13 protein-coding genes are annotated in these 12,892 nt (G+C 58.2%); 8 read left to right on the top strand and 5 right to left on the bottom strand.

The features are described 5' to 3' along the window. Positions 1–98 precede the first annotated feature (98 nt). From AC0V6Q_RS07165 to AC0V6Q_RS07155, 3 genes are all read left to right on the top strand, one after another. Positions 99–2,207 carry a malate synthase G gene (locus AC0V6Q_RS07165; protein WP_486167709.1) on the top strand — a complete coding sequence of 703 codons (2,109 nt, stop codon included), beginning with the start codon at positions 99–101 and terminating at the stop codon, positions 2,205–2,207. A 75-nt stretch (positions 2,208–2,282) separates the two neighbouring features. Next, on the top strand, positions 2,283–2,807 hold the full coding sequence (locus AC0V6Q_RS07160) for a hypothetical protein (RefSeq protein ID WP_486167708.1): 525 nt from the start codon (positions 2,283–2,285) through the stop codon (positions 2,805–2,807). A 3-nt stretch (positions 2,808–2,810) separates the two neighbouring features. Next, positions 2,811–3,173, top strand: coding sequence for a hypothetical protein (locus AC0V6Q_RS07155; RefSeq protein ID WP_486167707.1), 363 nt, complete (start codon positions 2,811–2,813; stop codon positions 3,171–3,173). Between the two features lie 42 nt (positions 3,174–3,215). Here the strand turns inward: AC0V6Q_RS07155 and AC0V6Q_RS07150 are convergent, their stop codons facing one another. From AC0V6Q_RS07150 to AC0V6Q_RS07130, 5 genes are all read right to left on the bottom strand, one after another. Continuing rightward, positions 3,216–3,794, bottom strand: a complete 579-nt coding sequence (locus tag AC0V6Q_RS07150) for a hypothetical protein (RefSeq protein WP_486167706.1) — start codon at positions 3,792–3,794, stop codon at positions 3,216–3,218. Between the two features lie 71 nt (positions 3,795–3,865). Further along, positions 3,866–4,702, bottom strand: a complete 837-nt coding sequence (gene rsmA, locus AC0V6Q_RS07145; RefSeq protein ID WP_486167705.1) for a 16S rRNA (adenine(1518)-N(6)/adenine(1519)-N(6))-dimethyltransferase RsmA — start codon at positions 4,700–4,702, stop codon at positions 3,866–3,868. Next, positions 4,703–5,716 carry a 4-hydroxythreonine-4-phosphate dehydrogenase PdxA gene (gene pdxA, locus AC0V6Q_RS07140; protein ID WP_486167704.1) on the bottom strand — a complete coding sequence of 338 codons (1,014 nt, stop codon included), beginning with the start codon at positions 5,714–5,716 and terminating at the stop codon, positions 4,703–4,705. Positions 5,717–5,729: 13 nt separating this feature from the next. Next, positions 5,730–7,091, bottom strand: a complete 1,362-nt coding sequence (locus AC0V6Q_RS07135) for a peptidylprolyl isomerase (RefSeq protein WP_486169271.1) — start codon at positions 7,089–7,091, stop codon at positions 5,730–5,732. Positions 7,092–7,353: 262 nt separating this feature from the next. Continuing rightward, positions 7,354–9,588, bottom strand: a complete 2,235-nt coding sequence (locus tag AC0V6Q_RS07130; protein WP_486167703.1) for an LPS-assembly protein LptD — start codon at positions 9,586–9,588, stop codon at positions 7,354–7,356. Positions 9,589–9,764: 176 nt separating this feature from the next. Here AC0V6Q_RS07130 and AC0V6Q_RS07125 point away from each other — a divergent pair, with 176 nt between their 5' ends. From AC0V6Q_RS07125 to ndk, 5 genes are all read left to right on the top strand, one after another. After that, positions 9,765–11,222 (top strand): leucyl aminopeptidase, encoded by a 1,458-nt coding sequence (locus AC0V6Q_RS07125; RefSeq protein WP_486169270.1) that lies wholly within the window; start codon positions 9,765–9,767, stop codon positions 11,220–11,222. Between the two features lie 9 nt (positions 11,223–11,231). Beyond that, positions 11,232–11,381, top strand: coding sequence for a DUF2256 domain-containing protein (locus AC0V6Q_RS07120; RefSeq protein WP_081853211.1), 150 nt, complete (start codon positions 11,232–11,234; stop codon positions 11,379–11,381). Then, on the top strand, positions 11,381–11,815 hold the full coding sequence (locus tag AC0V6Q_RS07115) for a DNA polymerase III subunit chi (RefSeq protein WP_486167702.1): 435 nt from the start codon (positions 11,381–11,383) through the stop codon (positions 11,813–11,815). Before AC0V6Q_RS07120 ends, AC0V6Q_RS07115 begins: the two co-directional genes overlap by 1 nt. A gap of 20 nt (positions 11,816–11,835) precedes the next feature. Next, positions 11,836–12,342 (top strand): hypothetical protein, encoded by a 507-nt coding sequence (locus AC0V6Q_RS07110; RefSeq protein ID WP_486167701.1) that lies wholly within the window; start codon positions 11,836–11,838, stop codon positions 12,340–12,342. A gap of 124 nt (positions 12,343–12,466) precedes the next feature. Then, the gene (gene ndk / locus AC0V6Q_RS07105; RefSeq protein ID WP_486167700.1) at positions 12,467–12,889 is read left to right on the top strand and encodes a nucleoside-diphosphate kinase; all 423 of its coding nucleotides are present in this window, start codon (positions 12,467–12,469) and stop codon (positions 12,887–12,889) included. Positions 12,890–12,892: the final 3 nt, after the last annotated feature.

The raw sequence follows: 12,892 nt of genomic DNA, 5'->3' as shown, positions 1-12,892 counted from the left end.
GACGCAACGTCAGGATTGCATTGTCCTTGCCGCTTAGCCATAGGGGGCAGGTCCTCCTCCCCGGGATCCATTTTTGAGCATGGTATCTGAGGACTTTTATGCACGATTACACCACCCGCGCCGGCCTATCTGTTGACACGCGGCTCGCGGAGCTTTTGGAAGCACAGGTCCTGAGCCCGCTTGGTCGGAGTGCCGACGCGTTTTGGCAGGGTTTTGCCGAGCTCTTGACGAACTATGCACCTCGCAACAAAGAGCTTCTGGCAAAGCGTGAGGACCTCCAGTCCAAGATCGATGCCTATCACACCGAACGTAGCGGCAAGCCGCACGACGCAGCCGATTACGAGGCGTTCCTGCGCGAGATCGGCTATCTCGTGCCAGAGCCCGCTGATTTCCAGATCGGCACGCAGAATGTCGATCCCGAAATCGCGACCATGGCTGGGCCGCAGCTGGTGGTGCCCATCCTCAACGCGCGCTTCCTGCTCAATGCAGCCAATGCGCGCTGGGGGAGCCTTTATGATGCGTTCTACGGGACCGATGCTTTGGACGCGCCGCCTGCCCGCCCCGGCGGCTATGACGAAGAACGCGGCGCAGCGGTGATTGCTCGCGGGCGGCAATTCTTGGACGAAGCACTGCCACTGGTGGACCAGAGTTGGGCGGACCTCAAGGACGAGCACGACGGCAAGCTTCAGGATGAAAGCCAGTGGGTGGGCCACACCGAAAAAGGCCTCTTGTTCCAGAACAACGGCCTCCACATCGAAGTGGTGTTTGATCGGGAAAGCCCCATCGGCAAGACTGACACAGCTGGCATTGCTGATATCAACCTCGAAGCTGCGCTCACCACGATTGCCGATTGCGAAGATTCGGTCGCGGCGGTTGACGGTGAGGACAAGCTGCTCGCCTACACAAACTGGCTCGGCATTATCCGCGGGGACTTAGAGGAAAGTTTCGAGAAAGGCGGGCGCACGCTCACCCGTCAGCTCAATGGCGATAAAGCCTACAAGGACGGCTCGGGCGCTGAGCACGCGCTCTCGGGCCGCAGTCTAATGTTTGTGCGCAACGTCGGCCATTTGATGACCAACCCTGCGATCCTGCTCCCCGATGGAAGCGAGATCCCCGAAGGCATTATGGACGCGGTGTTCACATCCGCAATCAGCACTTTGGATGTCGAAGGCCACGCCAAATACGGCAACTCCAAGCACGGCAGCATTTACATCGTGAAGCCCAAGATGCACGGGCCAGAGGAATGCGCCTTTACCAATGATCTGTTCAATGCGGTCGAGGACCTACTGGGCCTCAAACGCCACACTATCAAGGTCGGCGTGATGGACGAAGAGCGCCGCACATCGGCCAATCTTGGCGCGTGTATCGAGGCGGTGAAGGACCGGATTGTCTTTATCAACACAGGTTTCCTTGATCGCACAGGCGATGAAATCCACACCTCGATGCGCGCTGGCCCGATGATGCGCAAAGGCGAGATGAAGGGTTCGGATTGGCTTCGCGCTTATGAAGCGCGCAATGTTGCGATTGGCCTCAAGCATGGGCTTTCAGGCAAGGCGCAAATCGGCAAGGGCATGTGGGCCGCGCCCGATCTTATGGGCCAGATGATGGTCGAGAAAATCGGCCACCTTCGCGCAGGGGCCAACACCGCATGGGTGCCTTCGCCCACCGCGGCCACGCTTCACGCGATCCACTATCACCGCGAGAATGTTTTCGACATTCAAAAGGATATACCCGAGCCCGCTGGCCTTGATGCGCTGCTTTCCATTCCGCTTGCAGAGGGCACGAACTGGTCGGACGAGGAGCTTCGCGAAGAACTCGACAACAACTGCCAAGGCCTGCTCGGCTACGTCGTTCGCTGGATTGATGCTGGCGTTGGCTGTTCCAAGGTGCCCGACATCAATGATGTGGGCCTGATGGAAGACCGCGCAACGCTTCGCATATCCTCACAGCACCTTGCCAACTGGCTGCTCCACGGCGTTGTCACCGAGGATCAGATCATGGACAGCCTCACCCGCATGGCCGCCAAAGTGGACGCGCAAAACGCGGGCGATCCGACCTATATGCCGCTTATCGGCAATGAGGATGCGCCCGCCTTCCAAGCGGCCAAGGACCTGATTTTCAAGGGCGTCGAGCAGCCGAGCGGTTACACCGAACCGCTCCTGCACGAGTGGCGGCAAGTGAAAAAGGCGCTGAAGAAGGCTGGGTAAACGCTTTCTCCACCATAAGCGACTATTGTGTTCAATGTCGCGAGATGCGATCATTGGACACAAAGAGGCGCGCAAATGGGCGAGATTGTCGAGCAAATCTACCTGGCATTTGTCGGTGCGCTCAGCCTTGCCGTGTTTGGCGGCATCGCCTTCTATATCATGAGCGCGAGCTATTCGCGCTGGCGCGAGTTTGAGCGCCGCTACGCTGCGACGCCGCTGCCAGAGACTTTGGCGAAACGTATGGCAGGTGCGGTCAGGATCTCGAAGCCCGGCGCTCGCTGGGGGCATTTGTCGGGCGACCTTAAATCCTATCGCCACCCCCCGGTGCACGTTCGGGTGCACAAAGAGGGGCTGAGCCTCGCAATGGTCCAGCCTTTCAAGTTTGGCCATCGTGATCTGTTTTTGCCCTTCTCCAAAATGACGGTGGAGCCCGCCGCTTGGGATATGCTGAGCAATGAATATGGCATTCAGATGGAAGGCGTCGACGGCATCGAAATCGTCATGTTTTCCAATATTATGGAATGGGCAGTGCAGCACTCAGAGATACTTTCCCTGATGCTCCAACGCGCTGAAATCATCCGCGGTTTGGAAAGCGCGTGAGGCATGGCCAAAGGCACGTTCAAATTCTGGATCGCAGCCCATCTGGCCTTAGTACTGTTCGCAATCAGCCCGCTCGCAGGCATTGGCGGCCTTGTCGTCGCCGCCGCATTGGTCGCCCCCATCGGCATCTTTCTTGGCCTTACAGGAACGCTTGAGGCGGGACGCGGATTTGACGGCCAGCTAGAGACAATATTCTGGGTCTGGCTCGCCATCATGGTGATGGCTGCGTTTTGGCAATCTTATTTGTCTGCGGGGCATTTCGACAAAGATGAACCAGAGCGCGGCAGGGCGCGCTTGGCGGTCGCGATGACGCTGGTGGTGCTGCCTGCCGTGGTTGGACTGTGCTATCAATCCCTCGGGTTCTGAACGCAAAATCAGGCTCAGCAGCATGTGACGTAGGGTGCCGCCCTATTGCTCAGGTTCGATGTCGTCCCAGTCGATGTCGAAACCTTCCAGATCAAGCTCTATACCAAAGGCAGCTTCCTGCTCTTCGTTGTAGGCTTTGACGGCTTCGACGCCCTCTTCGGCGTGCATTTTCAGCTTGGTCAGGTCCTCTTCGACCGCCATGCTCATCATTGCCACTTCTTGCGCAATCTCTTCTACGCTGAGATCGTCAGAGAAAGTCGCTTTGGTGACGAGCGTTAGCGCGCAGCGATCATGGCCAAGCGGGGTAAGCTGATAATCCTCAACCGCTTCGACAAGATTGCCGATAGCCGGTTCGATGGTGACTTTCGATGCGTGCCGCGCATCCTTGGCGTATTCGACAACGAGGAAGCGAAAGGCGTGGCCTTCCATCTCTGCGATTTCGATCTCGAAGGATTTTTCGTCCAGCTTTTTAACCGTATTGCCAAGGGCAACCTGCGAAAAGCGCGGGTCGGACACGTCGACGAGGGGGAATACTTCAGAGGCAGAACGCTCGATCTCTACCGTGAAATCAAACTCGATAGGGCCATTAAGCATGGGTGAATTCTTGTTGGACTCAAGCATTGGTGCCTCCTTGGATTTCGCGCAGGATTAGGCACCGAAAATTGATAAGGACTTAAGGAAAGGCGGTTTTTCTAATCCTTTAACGCCCGCGCCAGTGCGATAAACTCGTCTACGCCTACTGTCTCTGCACGGCGGGTGGGCTCAATGCCGACAGCTTCCAATGCGTCCAAGGCACCGGGCACACTCTTCAGGCTCTGCCGGAGCATCTTGCGACGTTGGCCAAAGGCAGCCTCGGTCAGGCGCTCAAGAGATTTGGCATTCACCCCTTCAGGAGCCTCGCCAGCGGTTACGTGCACAATTGCGCTCATCACTTTGGGGGGAGGGGTAAAGGCGCTGCGATGCACTTTCATGGCGAGCTTCGCGCTGCTGCGCCACTGCGCCAGCACTGCGAGGCGGCCATAGGCACCCGTGCCAGATTTCGCGACGATCCGTTCGGCCACTTCGCGCTGAAACATCAAGGTCAGCGATTGCCACAAGGGAGGCCAAGCATCCCCGTCTTTTTGGCCCGACAGCCAGCGCACAAACAACGCTGTTCCCACATTATAGGGTAGGTTGGAGAGCACGTGGAACGGCCGGTTTCCCATGATGTCATTGTGATCAAGCTTCATCGCATCGCCCTGGATGACGGTAAGCTGGCCGGGGAAGGCTTCGCTCAATTCCTCGAGCGCTGGCAAACATCGGCTGTCCATCTCGATGGCCGTGACCCTTGCGCCCGCCCTCAAAAGCGCACGGGTGAGGCCGCCGGGCCCGGGGCCCACTTCTAGCACATTGGCACCTGTCAGATCTCCGGGAAGGGCGGCGATCCGGTCCAGCAATTGCTCATCCAGAAGGAAGTTTTGTCCCAACGCCTTCGATGCGGAGAGGCCGTGCTTCGCTATGGTTTCTCTGATGGGGGGAAGGTCGGCCACTTACGCGCTCTTGGGCGGGTTTGCCCGCGCGCTCGCCATCTCGCCCGCCATCCGAACCGCCGCCACCATCGCACCCGCATCGGCTTTGCCGCTGCCTGCAATGTCGAACGCCGTCCCGTGATCGGGCGAGGTGCGGATGATAGGCAGGCCGAGCGTCACATTGACACCTTGGTCAAACTCCAGCGCCTTGATCGGGATAAGCGCCTGATCATGATACATGCACAGCGCCGCGTCGTATTCCGGACGCAACAATCGTGTGAAAAGCGCGTCTCCGGGCACGGGGCCAAACGCGCCTATGCCCTTCGCCTTTAGCGCTTGAATTGCGGGCTCGATAAGGCGAGCCTCTTCATCGCCAAACTGGCCGTTCTCGCCTGAATGCGGGTTCAGACCCGAAATGGCGAGGCGTGGGCTTGCGAGACCAAAATCGCGTTTGAGCGCCGTGTCCACAATGGTTGCCTTATGCTCGATCAGCTCTTGGGAGATGAGGCTTGGTACCTGCGCCAAGGCGACATGGACGGTGAGCGGCACGGTGCGCAAAGTGGGCCCTGCGAGCATCATCACAGCGTCTTCGGGGGCAAGCCCGCAAACACTGGCCAGAAATTCGGTTTGCCCGGGGAAATCGAAGCCCACCTTGGCGAGTTGCGATTTGCTGACGGGTGCAGTGACCACGCCGTTTGCCTTGCCCAAAAGAACAGCGCGAACGCTTTCTGCAAGCGAATGGAGCGCGAGCGCTGCGCCCTCGTCATTTGGCTTGCCTGGGGTGTAGGTCGCGTCTGCCCCGACCAGAACCGGAAGTCCCTCTCCAAACGCCTCTGTGGCTTCGCCCGTATCGCCAATCGCGATGACTTTGTGGCCAGCGCCTGATGCCTCGGCGCAGGCACGAAGGACATCGAAACCGCCGACGACGAAGAAAGGCTGCCCTGCTGATTTCATCTGTTGATAGGCGCCGAGAGTTATCTCGGGCCCAATCCCTGCCGGATCACCTATCGAGACAGCAAGCGGTAAGCCGGTCACCCCCGCACGCGCCTTAGTTATATTCGATATAGGCGTCGTTGCGCAGATCACGCAGGTAACGCTGGGCGCGTTTGTTGATGCGTTCTTCCTCGATCGAGGCCATCACCGAATCAAATGTTGGCGCGCCTGCATCCTCGGGATCATCGCGGCCACAAAGCATAAGGACGCGCACACCATCTTCGGCCGTTCCGAAAGGCGGAGTGGTTTGACCCACTTGCATGCCAAGCAAGATGGACTGAAGCTGTTCTGGCAGTTGGCGGACCTGAATCTGCGGGTTGGCAACAACCGTTGCGCCGATGGCAGTAGTCGCGTTTTCGGCGGCTGCGCATCCGTTCAAAGTTTGCACGTATTCGCCAAACCGTTCGATGGCGGCATTCGCATCGGCATCGCTGATCCCGGGGGCCAGATCGATGGAGATTTGTTTGAGGCTGAGCACTGAATCGCGCGGATCTGCCATCAGAACCTGACGTTTGTCGATCAGATAGACGATGGTGAAGCCGCCGGGAATGGCTAGCGGGCCGACCAATTGTCCCGGCTGCATCTGGCGGACGGCTTCGGCCATCGGGCCGGGCAAAGTGCCAAGGCGCAAGAACCCGGTGTCACCGCCCTGAATACCGGTGGTGGCTTCGGAGAATTGACGCGCATAGGCAACAAAGCTGCCGCCCTGTTGAAGCTGTTCAACAATGCGGTTCATGTTCTGGAGCACTGCTTCACGGTTTTCGGCCGTTGCGCTCATGTAAATCTCGCCAAGACGGTACTCTTCCGTACCCTGATCGGCTTTCTGCCGTTCGAGAACGCCGTTCACCTCTTCAGCAGAGACATTTACAAACGGGCTGATGTTGCGGCGAATGATGTTTTCCCACGCAAGTTCGCCTTCGATCTGGCGCTTCAACGCATTGGCGGACGATCCGATCGATTCCAGATAAGTGTCCATCGCTTCTGTGTTCTGGCCGAAATTTTGTGCAGCCAGCTGATTATAGGTCTGATCAATCTGGGCTTTTTGAACACCGATTTCCTGCGCTTCGGCGGCCTGGATTTTCAGCGTTTCGTCAATAAGATTGCGCAGCACCTGGGCGCGCAACCGCTGCAATTCTTCTTCGGGAACGTCGGTTTGCGACGCGTTTGTGATCAGCTTCACGCGCTGTTCAATGTCGGTTCCGGTGATGACATAGCCATTGACGACAGCGGTGGCGCTGCGTTGATTGGGGTTGCCATCATCAAACACTTTCACATCAGTCGGTAGCCCGAATGGTGTGATCGGAGCAGGAGCCGCTGTGCTTTGGGCAAGTGCTGGCACCGTGGCCGTGCTCGATACCGCCAAAGCGATAGCGCCCAGCGCCAAAAGAGGTGTGCGGATGGTTGAGATTGCCTTCAAGGTCACGTTTTTGATCCCGGTTCTCGCAATATTTGTGTGTCTAGAATTGGTGGTGAGTGTGGCTTGAGCTTTCGTTGCTCACGCTGATTGGCGATCCCGTTATGCCAATCATGTCCCCTCAACTACCAACCGCCGGCTTAACGCAGGCTGAGTGTATTTTGAGAACGCCCTTAACCCCTTTTTCCATTCGTGCCAACGCGAATGCGCGCTTTGTTCAGAGCTCTTTTGGATAGGGCGTGAAGACGCAGACCAGGGACGGGGGTTAACGGAAACCCAGATTGCGAAGCGCGAAGAAGACCTGGAAGCTGTTGCCCTCTTCTGCGTCACCGAAACTGATGAAATCACGGCGCCAGGTTGCGCCAAATTCTATGCAGTCGTCGCGATATGCAATCCCGAGCCGTGTGCGTATGGGTTCAAAGCCATCGGGAGAGAAGACCGGGTCTTCATCCTCGTTCGTGAGGTTAAAGACACCCGATCCGAACACCGACCAATTGCGGCCGACGGTAAAGCGAGCCGCTGCGCGCAATTCTTCGCGGTCGGCCAGATCTTCGACCGTTTGAATGTCGCGGTCGAGCCTGAGATAGCCGAGCTCTACATAGTTGCGCTGTGAGCCGACGGTTGCGTCAATCTCGTTGCGGCGCACGGCGAAATTGTCTTTGTCCAACCGGAAGCGGTGGGTGAAAGAGACAAAGTTGCGAAAGCGCACCTCGGTTCTTCCCACAAAGTCGGAAAATTTGCCGGAAAGACCTGTGCCGTCGGGGAAAATCTCTTCCTCGTTAGTGAGGCGATAGGATTGGCCGATGTTGCTTTTGACCCGCCATCCCGGGCGGTTCAGCTCCCAATCCATGCCATAGGTAACGCGTGCGCCGTCTTCGACGCGGTCATAGCCGGAGAAGCGGTTGAGCGCGAAAAGGTTTGAATCTTCAAGGTCAATCGCGCGCGCATCCTCGTTGGGGACGGCAAGGTTTCGTATGGGAGGGCTGGCCACAAATTGCACACGCGGGGTGAGGACCTGCGTGCCGCCAAATGCTTCGCCGACCAGCGGCCATTCGATATCAAGCGCCGCGGTTGCAACGCCGCGCCCGGTCCATCCTTCGTTCCCTCGGTACACCGCCGTCAGGGTCGATAGCGTATCATTGGTATTATAAACATCGCCGCGCACGAGCCCCGTGAAGGTCACCAACTGGCCCATTCCGGTTAGCGTGCGCAAATCCCATTGTGCTCCCGCAAATGCGCGCTGTGTATCCTGCCCCTCGTCACGGATCAGGCTCAGCGTGTTTGCCTGAAATTGCAAATTTCCGCCCAGCACCTTATTTCTCAGGATGTGGCGATAATCGATCGCTGGCAAAGCCAAAGGCACCTGGCCCTGGTCCGCTGCTATCCGCAAGGTCTGCGTCGCCCAACCCGCGAGGCTGAAATAGGAATTGTCGTCAATCCGCTCCAGATTGATGGTCGAGCGCAGGCGATCATCGCGGCTTATGTCATAGCGGCGGAGGAAAGTGCGGTCAGAGGAGACGCGAACCGATCCGGTCAGGGTCCATTCGGGGGAAAAGATAAAGCGGCCATTGGCAAAGAGATGCCCGCGCGGTTCGTTCGTGGTTGTTGGCGCGACACCAAAATTGGCGACCCGGCGGCTATTGGTCGCGTATCCTGTGATCTGATACGCGCCTTTCTCGGTGAAATGCCGGAACTGCGCTTCGGCAAGGGGCGCTGCATTGGTGAAGACGCGCGTGCCCAAGGTGAGGTCTTTGTTGTCGGCAAGGCGGGCGTAGTATTCACCCGAAAGCTCCAGCCCGTTCACCTGATCGATGCGGAAGCGCGGGACAAGAAACCCGCTTTCCGCGCGGCCATCGGTGCGAAGGGCAAGACCGGGAAGCGGCAAAAGCCGTGCTCCGAATATTTCGAGCATCGCGCCGTCGAAACGAATGCGGCTTTCTTCAGGGTCAAATTGCACGCGATCGGCGGTAATGCGCCAGCTCGGATCGCGTGCGCAGCCGTCTTCATCGGTGACGGGGCATGCGGAATAAGCGGCGCTATTCAGCGTAACGATACCGTCTTCGCCGCGCTCAGCCGAACGAGCGGCCAATCGACCACCTGTGCGCAGCGCAAGCAAAAGATCGTCCATCGCGCCCGCTTCAAAAGCGTCATTGAGTTCGACCGTTTCAGTGAAGACCTGATTGCCGGCCTTATCGACAAAGCGCACGTTGCCAATTGCGGTGATTATGCCGGATTTGCGGTCCCAGACGACCTCGTCCGCACGAACCGATGCCTGATCATTGCGCAAAATGACATTGCCGTTGGCGGTGACGGTGTTTGCCTCGGCATTATAGGCCACTGCATCGGCTTCAAATTCAATCGGAGTGTTTGCCTGCTGCTGATCTGGCAGCGGGTCGATTTCTTCTTGCTGGGGAGCAGTAGGCACAGCATTTTCCTGCGCGGCGAGAGCAGATGGCACGAAACAGGCTGCAAAGACCGCAGCGCCCGAAACGCGTCCCATTCGCTCCAACATGACCCCGAAAGCTCCCGACATGGCTTGCCTATTGCACCGCTCACGCCTAATCGCAATCGGGTTTACGGGGCTTGAACCTCTTGCCCACACCCATGCGATCATAATCGCCAGTTAAAGCGTTCATTTTACAGGCTCAGTTGGTGAGCCAAGCCGGTGGAGCAACCATGCAAATCGTCCTTACCCAGTCCGTTCCTTCAAATGCGTCCACAATTGCAACCATCGTCAATCAGGGGGCAATGCCTGACGGCTTTGACCCTGTTTTGGCACAAGGCGCAAAGGCCTCCCGCTTCAAGGGTACAGCGGGCCAGATGTTCGAAGGTTTTTCGAGCGTCGAGGGCAAGACAATGCGGGTCGCGATTGCCGGGGCAGGCGAGACGGGGGCTGACAATCGTCGTCACAATTTGGAGCGGGCGGGCGGCGCGGTGGTCGCCAAGTACCTTCGCTCGGGCGAAAAATCTCTCGTGTTGGACCTGGGCCAAGCGGGCCTTTCTGCCGAGGATGCAGGCGCTGTTCTTTTGGGTGCAAAGCTGCGCAGCTGGGCGCATGATGAATATCGCACCAAGCTCGCAAGCGACAAGAAAATCTCGCTCGAAACCGTCCATGTTGTGGGCGCGCCAGAGGGCACCGACGCCGATTGGGAGCGTAGCGCTGCCATCGCTCGCGGGGTGGAATTCACCAAGAAGCTCGTCACGGAGCCTGCCAATATCGTTTACCCGCAAAGCTTTGTTGAGCTTTGCAAGGAAGCGTTTGCGGGCACTGGCGCCGAGCTGATCGTCCTTGGCGAAGCGGAAATGACCGAGCTTGGCATGGGTGCACTTCTTGGCGTGGGTCAGGGTTCGCGCCGCGAATCGCAGATGCTCGCGATCAAATGGAATGGCGGCAAGGAAGGCGACAAGCCTAGCGTGTTCGTCGGCAAGGGCGTGACCTTTGATACAGGTGGCATTTCGATCAAACCGGCTCCGGGCATGGAAGACATGAAGTGGGACATGGGCGGCGCTGGCGCGGTTGCGGGCGGTATGCTCGCGCTTGTATCGCGCAAGGCGAAGGCAAACGTTGTGGGCGTTATGGGCCTTGTCGAGAACATGCCTGACGGCAACGCAATCCGCCCCGGCGATGTGCTTACCACGATGAGTGGGCAGACCGTCGAAGTGCTCAACACCGATGCGGAAGGCCGCCTTGTTCTATGCGATGCGCTGCACTGGGCGCAGGAAACATTTGATCCTGCCCACATCGTCGATTTTGCAACGCTGACCGGAGCGATGATCGTCGCGCTTGGTAATGAGCACGGCGGTTTGTTTGCGAATGACGACACATTGGCTGACAATCTTCTCGCAGCGGGCAAGACCACCGATGACAAGCTGTGGCGCATGCCGATTGGCCCTGCGTACGACAAGCTGATCAATTCACCCATTGCGGACATGAAGAACATCGGCGGGCGCTGGGCCGGGTCGATTACGGCTGCGCAATTCCTGCAACGTTTCATCAAAAAAGGCACCCCTTGGGCGCACTGCGACATTGCGGGCATGGTGTGGTCGGACAAGCCGGGCGCAACCCACGAAAAGGGCGCAACCGGATACGGCGCGCGCCTGATCGACCAGTTTGTAGCGGATAACGCGGAGTAGGCTTTATCCATGCCGAAGATGCGCAAGAAAGGCGATCTTCCGTCGAAAGTCTGTCTCGCTTGCGGGCTCCCGTTCACTTGGCGCAAGAAATGGGAGCGCGACTGGGACAATGTGAAGTATTGTTCTGAGCGGTGTAAGCGTTCTAAGAACAGCGCCTGATGAAAGTGGATTTCTGGCAACTCTCGCGCGATCCGGTGGAAAAGGTCGTCGCTCTTATCGCTGGCCGCGTCATGGATGCAGGTGAGCGTTTGCTGGTTGTGAGCAAATCGCCCGAGCAACGCCAGGCGATCTCTCGCGAACTTTGGAAAGCGGGGCCGGAAAGTTTCCTTGCCAATGGGGAGGCCAGCGCGGCGGGGTCGGAGAACCAGCCGATCCTGCTATCGGACGCCGCCGAAGCGACCAATTCGGCCAGCCATGTGATCTATGCCGATGGCGAGTATCGCGAGGCGACGGGTTTCGCGCGCACCTTTTTGCTGTTCGATGACAACACCGTCGAGGCAGCGCGCAGCACATGGCGCGGACTTGATGGCACTGACGGCCTTGAGCGCGCATTTTTTCGACAGGATGGCGGCAAATGGGTTAAGGTCGCCTAGGAGCTAATGGGGGCCACAATATGAGACTTTCACTCACCTTGGCGGCAGCAAGCGCGCTTACGCTCACCGCCTGCGGGTCGGAGACTTCGGCTGACTTTACCACCAAGGACGGCGAAACGGGCGAATACACGATCGATCAGGAAGATGGCACGGCCACAATGACGGTTGAAACGCCTGACGGTGCGGTGAGTATGCGCACGGGCGCCGATGTAGCCGAAGACCTGCCCGCCGGTTTCACGCTGGTGAGCGGGGCAAAAGTCGTCAGCAATACAATCGTTGACCAAGGGGGCACCAAGGGTAGCCTCACCACATTCCAGTCGGACATGAGCCCGGACGAAATCGTCGCCCATTACCGCGCCGAGGCGCAGAGCGCCGGTATCACAATCCAGATCGAAACCTCCATGAACGGCGGCAAGATGATCGGCGGCGAGAACGAGGAGAACGGCACAACGTTTTCAGTAAGTGCATCTCCTATCGAAGACGGGAAAGTAAGAACTCAACTGACAATCAGCGAACAGGCTGGCTGAGCTGCCGCGCGCGGATAAACACAAAACTTGAACTTGTGAGCGGCGGGGGCTAGGGGCGCGCCAGCAAATCTGGCGTGCAGGTAACCCCCCGTGCGCCCCTCTCGCAAAACAAGGAATACATATCATGGCGGTTACCCGCACCTTTTCGATCATCAAGCCTGATGCCACCCGTCGCAACCTCACCGGCGCTGTGACTGCCAAGCTCGAAGAAGCTGGCCTGCGCGTTGTTGCATCAAAGCGCATCCACATGAGCCAGGAACAAGCCGAAGGCTTTTACGCGGTCCATAAAGAGCGTCCTTTCTTTGGCGAACTCGTCGAATTCATGATGAGCGAGCCAGTGGTCGTGCAAGTCCTCGAAGGCGAAGACGCTGTGAAGCGCAACCGCGACGTTATGGGCGCAACCAACCCGGCAGAAGCCGACGAAGGCACGATCCGCAAGGAATTCGCGCTCTCTATCGGTGAGAACACCGTCCACGGTTCGGACAGCGAAGAAAACGCAGCGATCGAAATCGCTTTCTTCTTCAGTGACGACGAAATCGTGGGTTGATCG

This window comes from Erythrobacter sp. S227 (assembly GCF_057364925.1).
This window is presented reverse-complemented; position numbering and strand designations above follow the sequence as displayed.

What these genes read in the sequence shown, in the direction of transcription:
- AC0V6Q_RS07110 (WP_486167701.1), top strand. Translation starts at nt 11,836, where the DNA reads ATGAGACTTTCACTCACCTTGGCGGCAGCAAGCGCGCTTACGCTCACC.
- AC0V6Q_RS07150 (WP_486167706.1), bottom strand. Translation starts at nt 3,794, where the DNA reads ATGCTTGAGTCCAACAAGAATTCACCCATGCTTAATGGCCCTATCGAG.
- AC0V6Q_RS07130 (WP_486167703.1), bottom strand. Translation starts at nt 9,588, where the DNA reads ATGGGACGCGTTTCGGGCGCTGCGGTCTTTGCAGCCTGTTTCGTGCCA.
- ndk (WP_486167700.1), top strand. Translation starts at nt 12,467, where the DNA reads ATGGCGGTTACCCGCACCTTTTCGATCATCAAGCCTGATGCCACCCGT.
- AC0V6Q_RS07120 (WP_081853211.1), top strand. Translation starts at nt 11,232, where the DNA reads ATGCCGAAGATGCGCAAGAAAGGCGATCTTCCGTCGAAAGTCTGTCTC.
- AC0V6Q_RS07115 (WP_486167702.1), top strand. Translation starts at nt 11,381, where the DNA reads ATGAAAGTGGATTTCTGGCAACTCTCGCGCGATCCGGTGGAAAAGGTC.
- AC0V6Q_RS07165 (WP_486167709.1), top strand. Translation starts at nt 99, where the DNA reads ATGCACGATTACACCACCCGCGCCGGCCTATCTGTTGACACGCGGCTC.
- AC0V6Q_RS07160 (WP_486167708.1), top strand. Translation starts at nt 2,283, where the DNA reads ATGGGCGAGATTGTCGAGCAAATCTACCTGGCATTTGTCGGTGCGCTC.
- AC0V6Q_RS07155 (WP_486167707.1), top strand. Translation starts at nt 2,811, where the DNA reads ATGGCCAAAGGCACGTTCAAATTCTGGATCGCAGCCCATCTGGCCTTA.
- AC0V6Q_RS07125 (WP_486169270.1), top strand. Translation starts at nt 9,765, where the DNA reads ATGCAAATCGTCCTTACCCAGTCCGTTCCTTCAAATGCGTCCACAATT.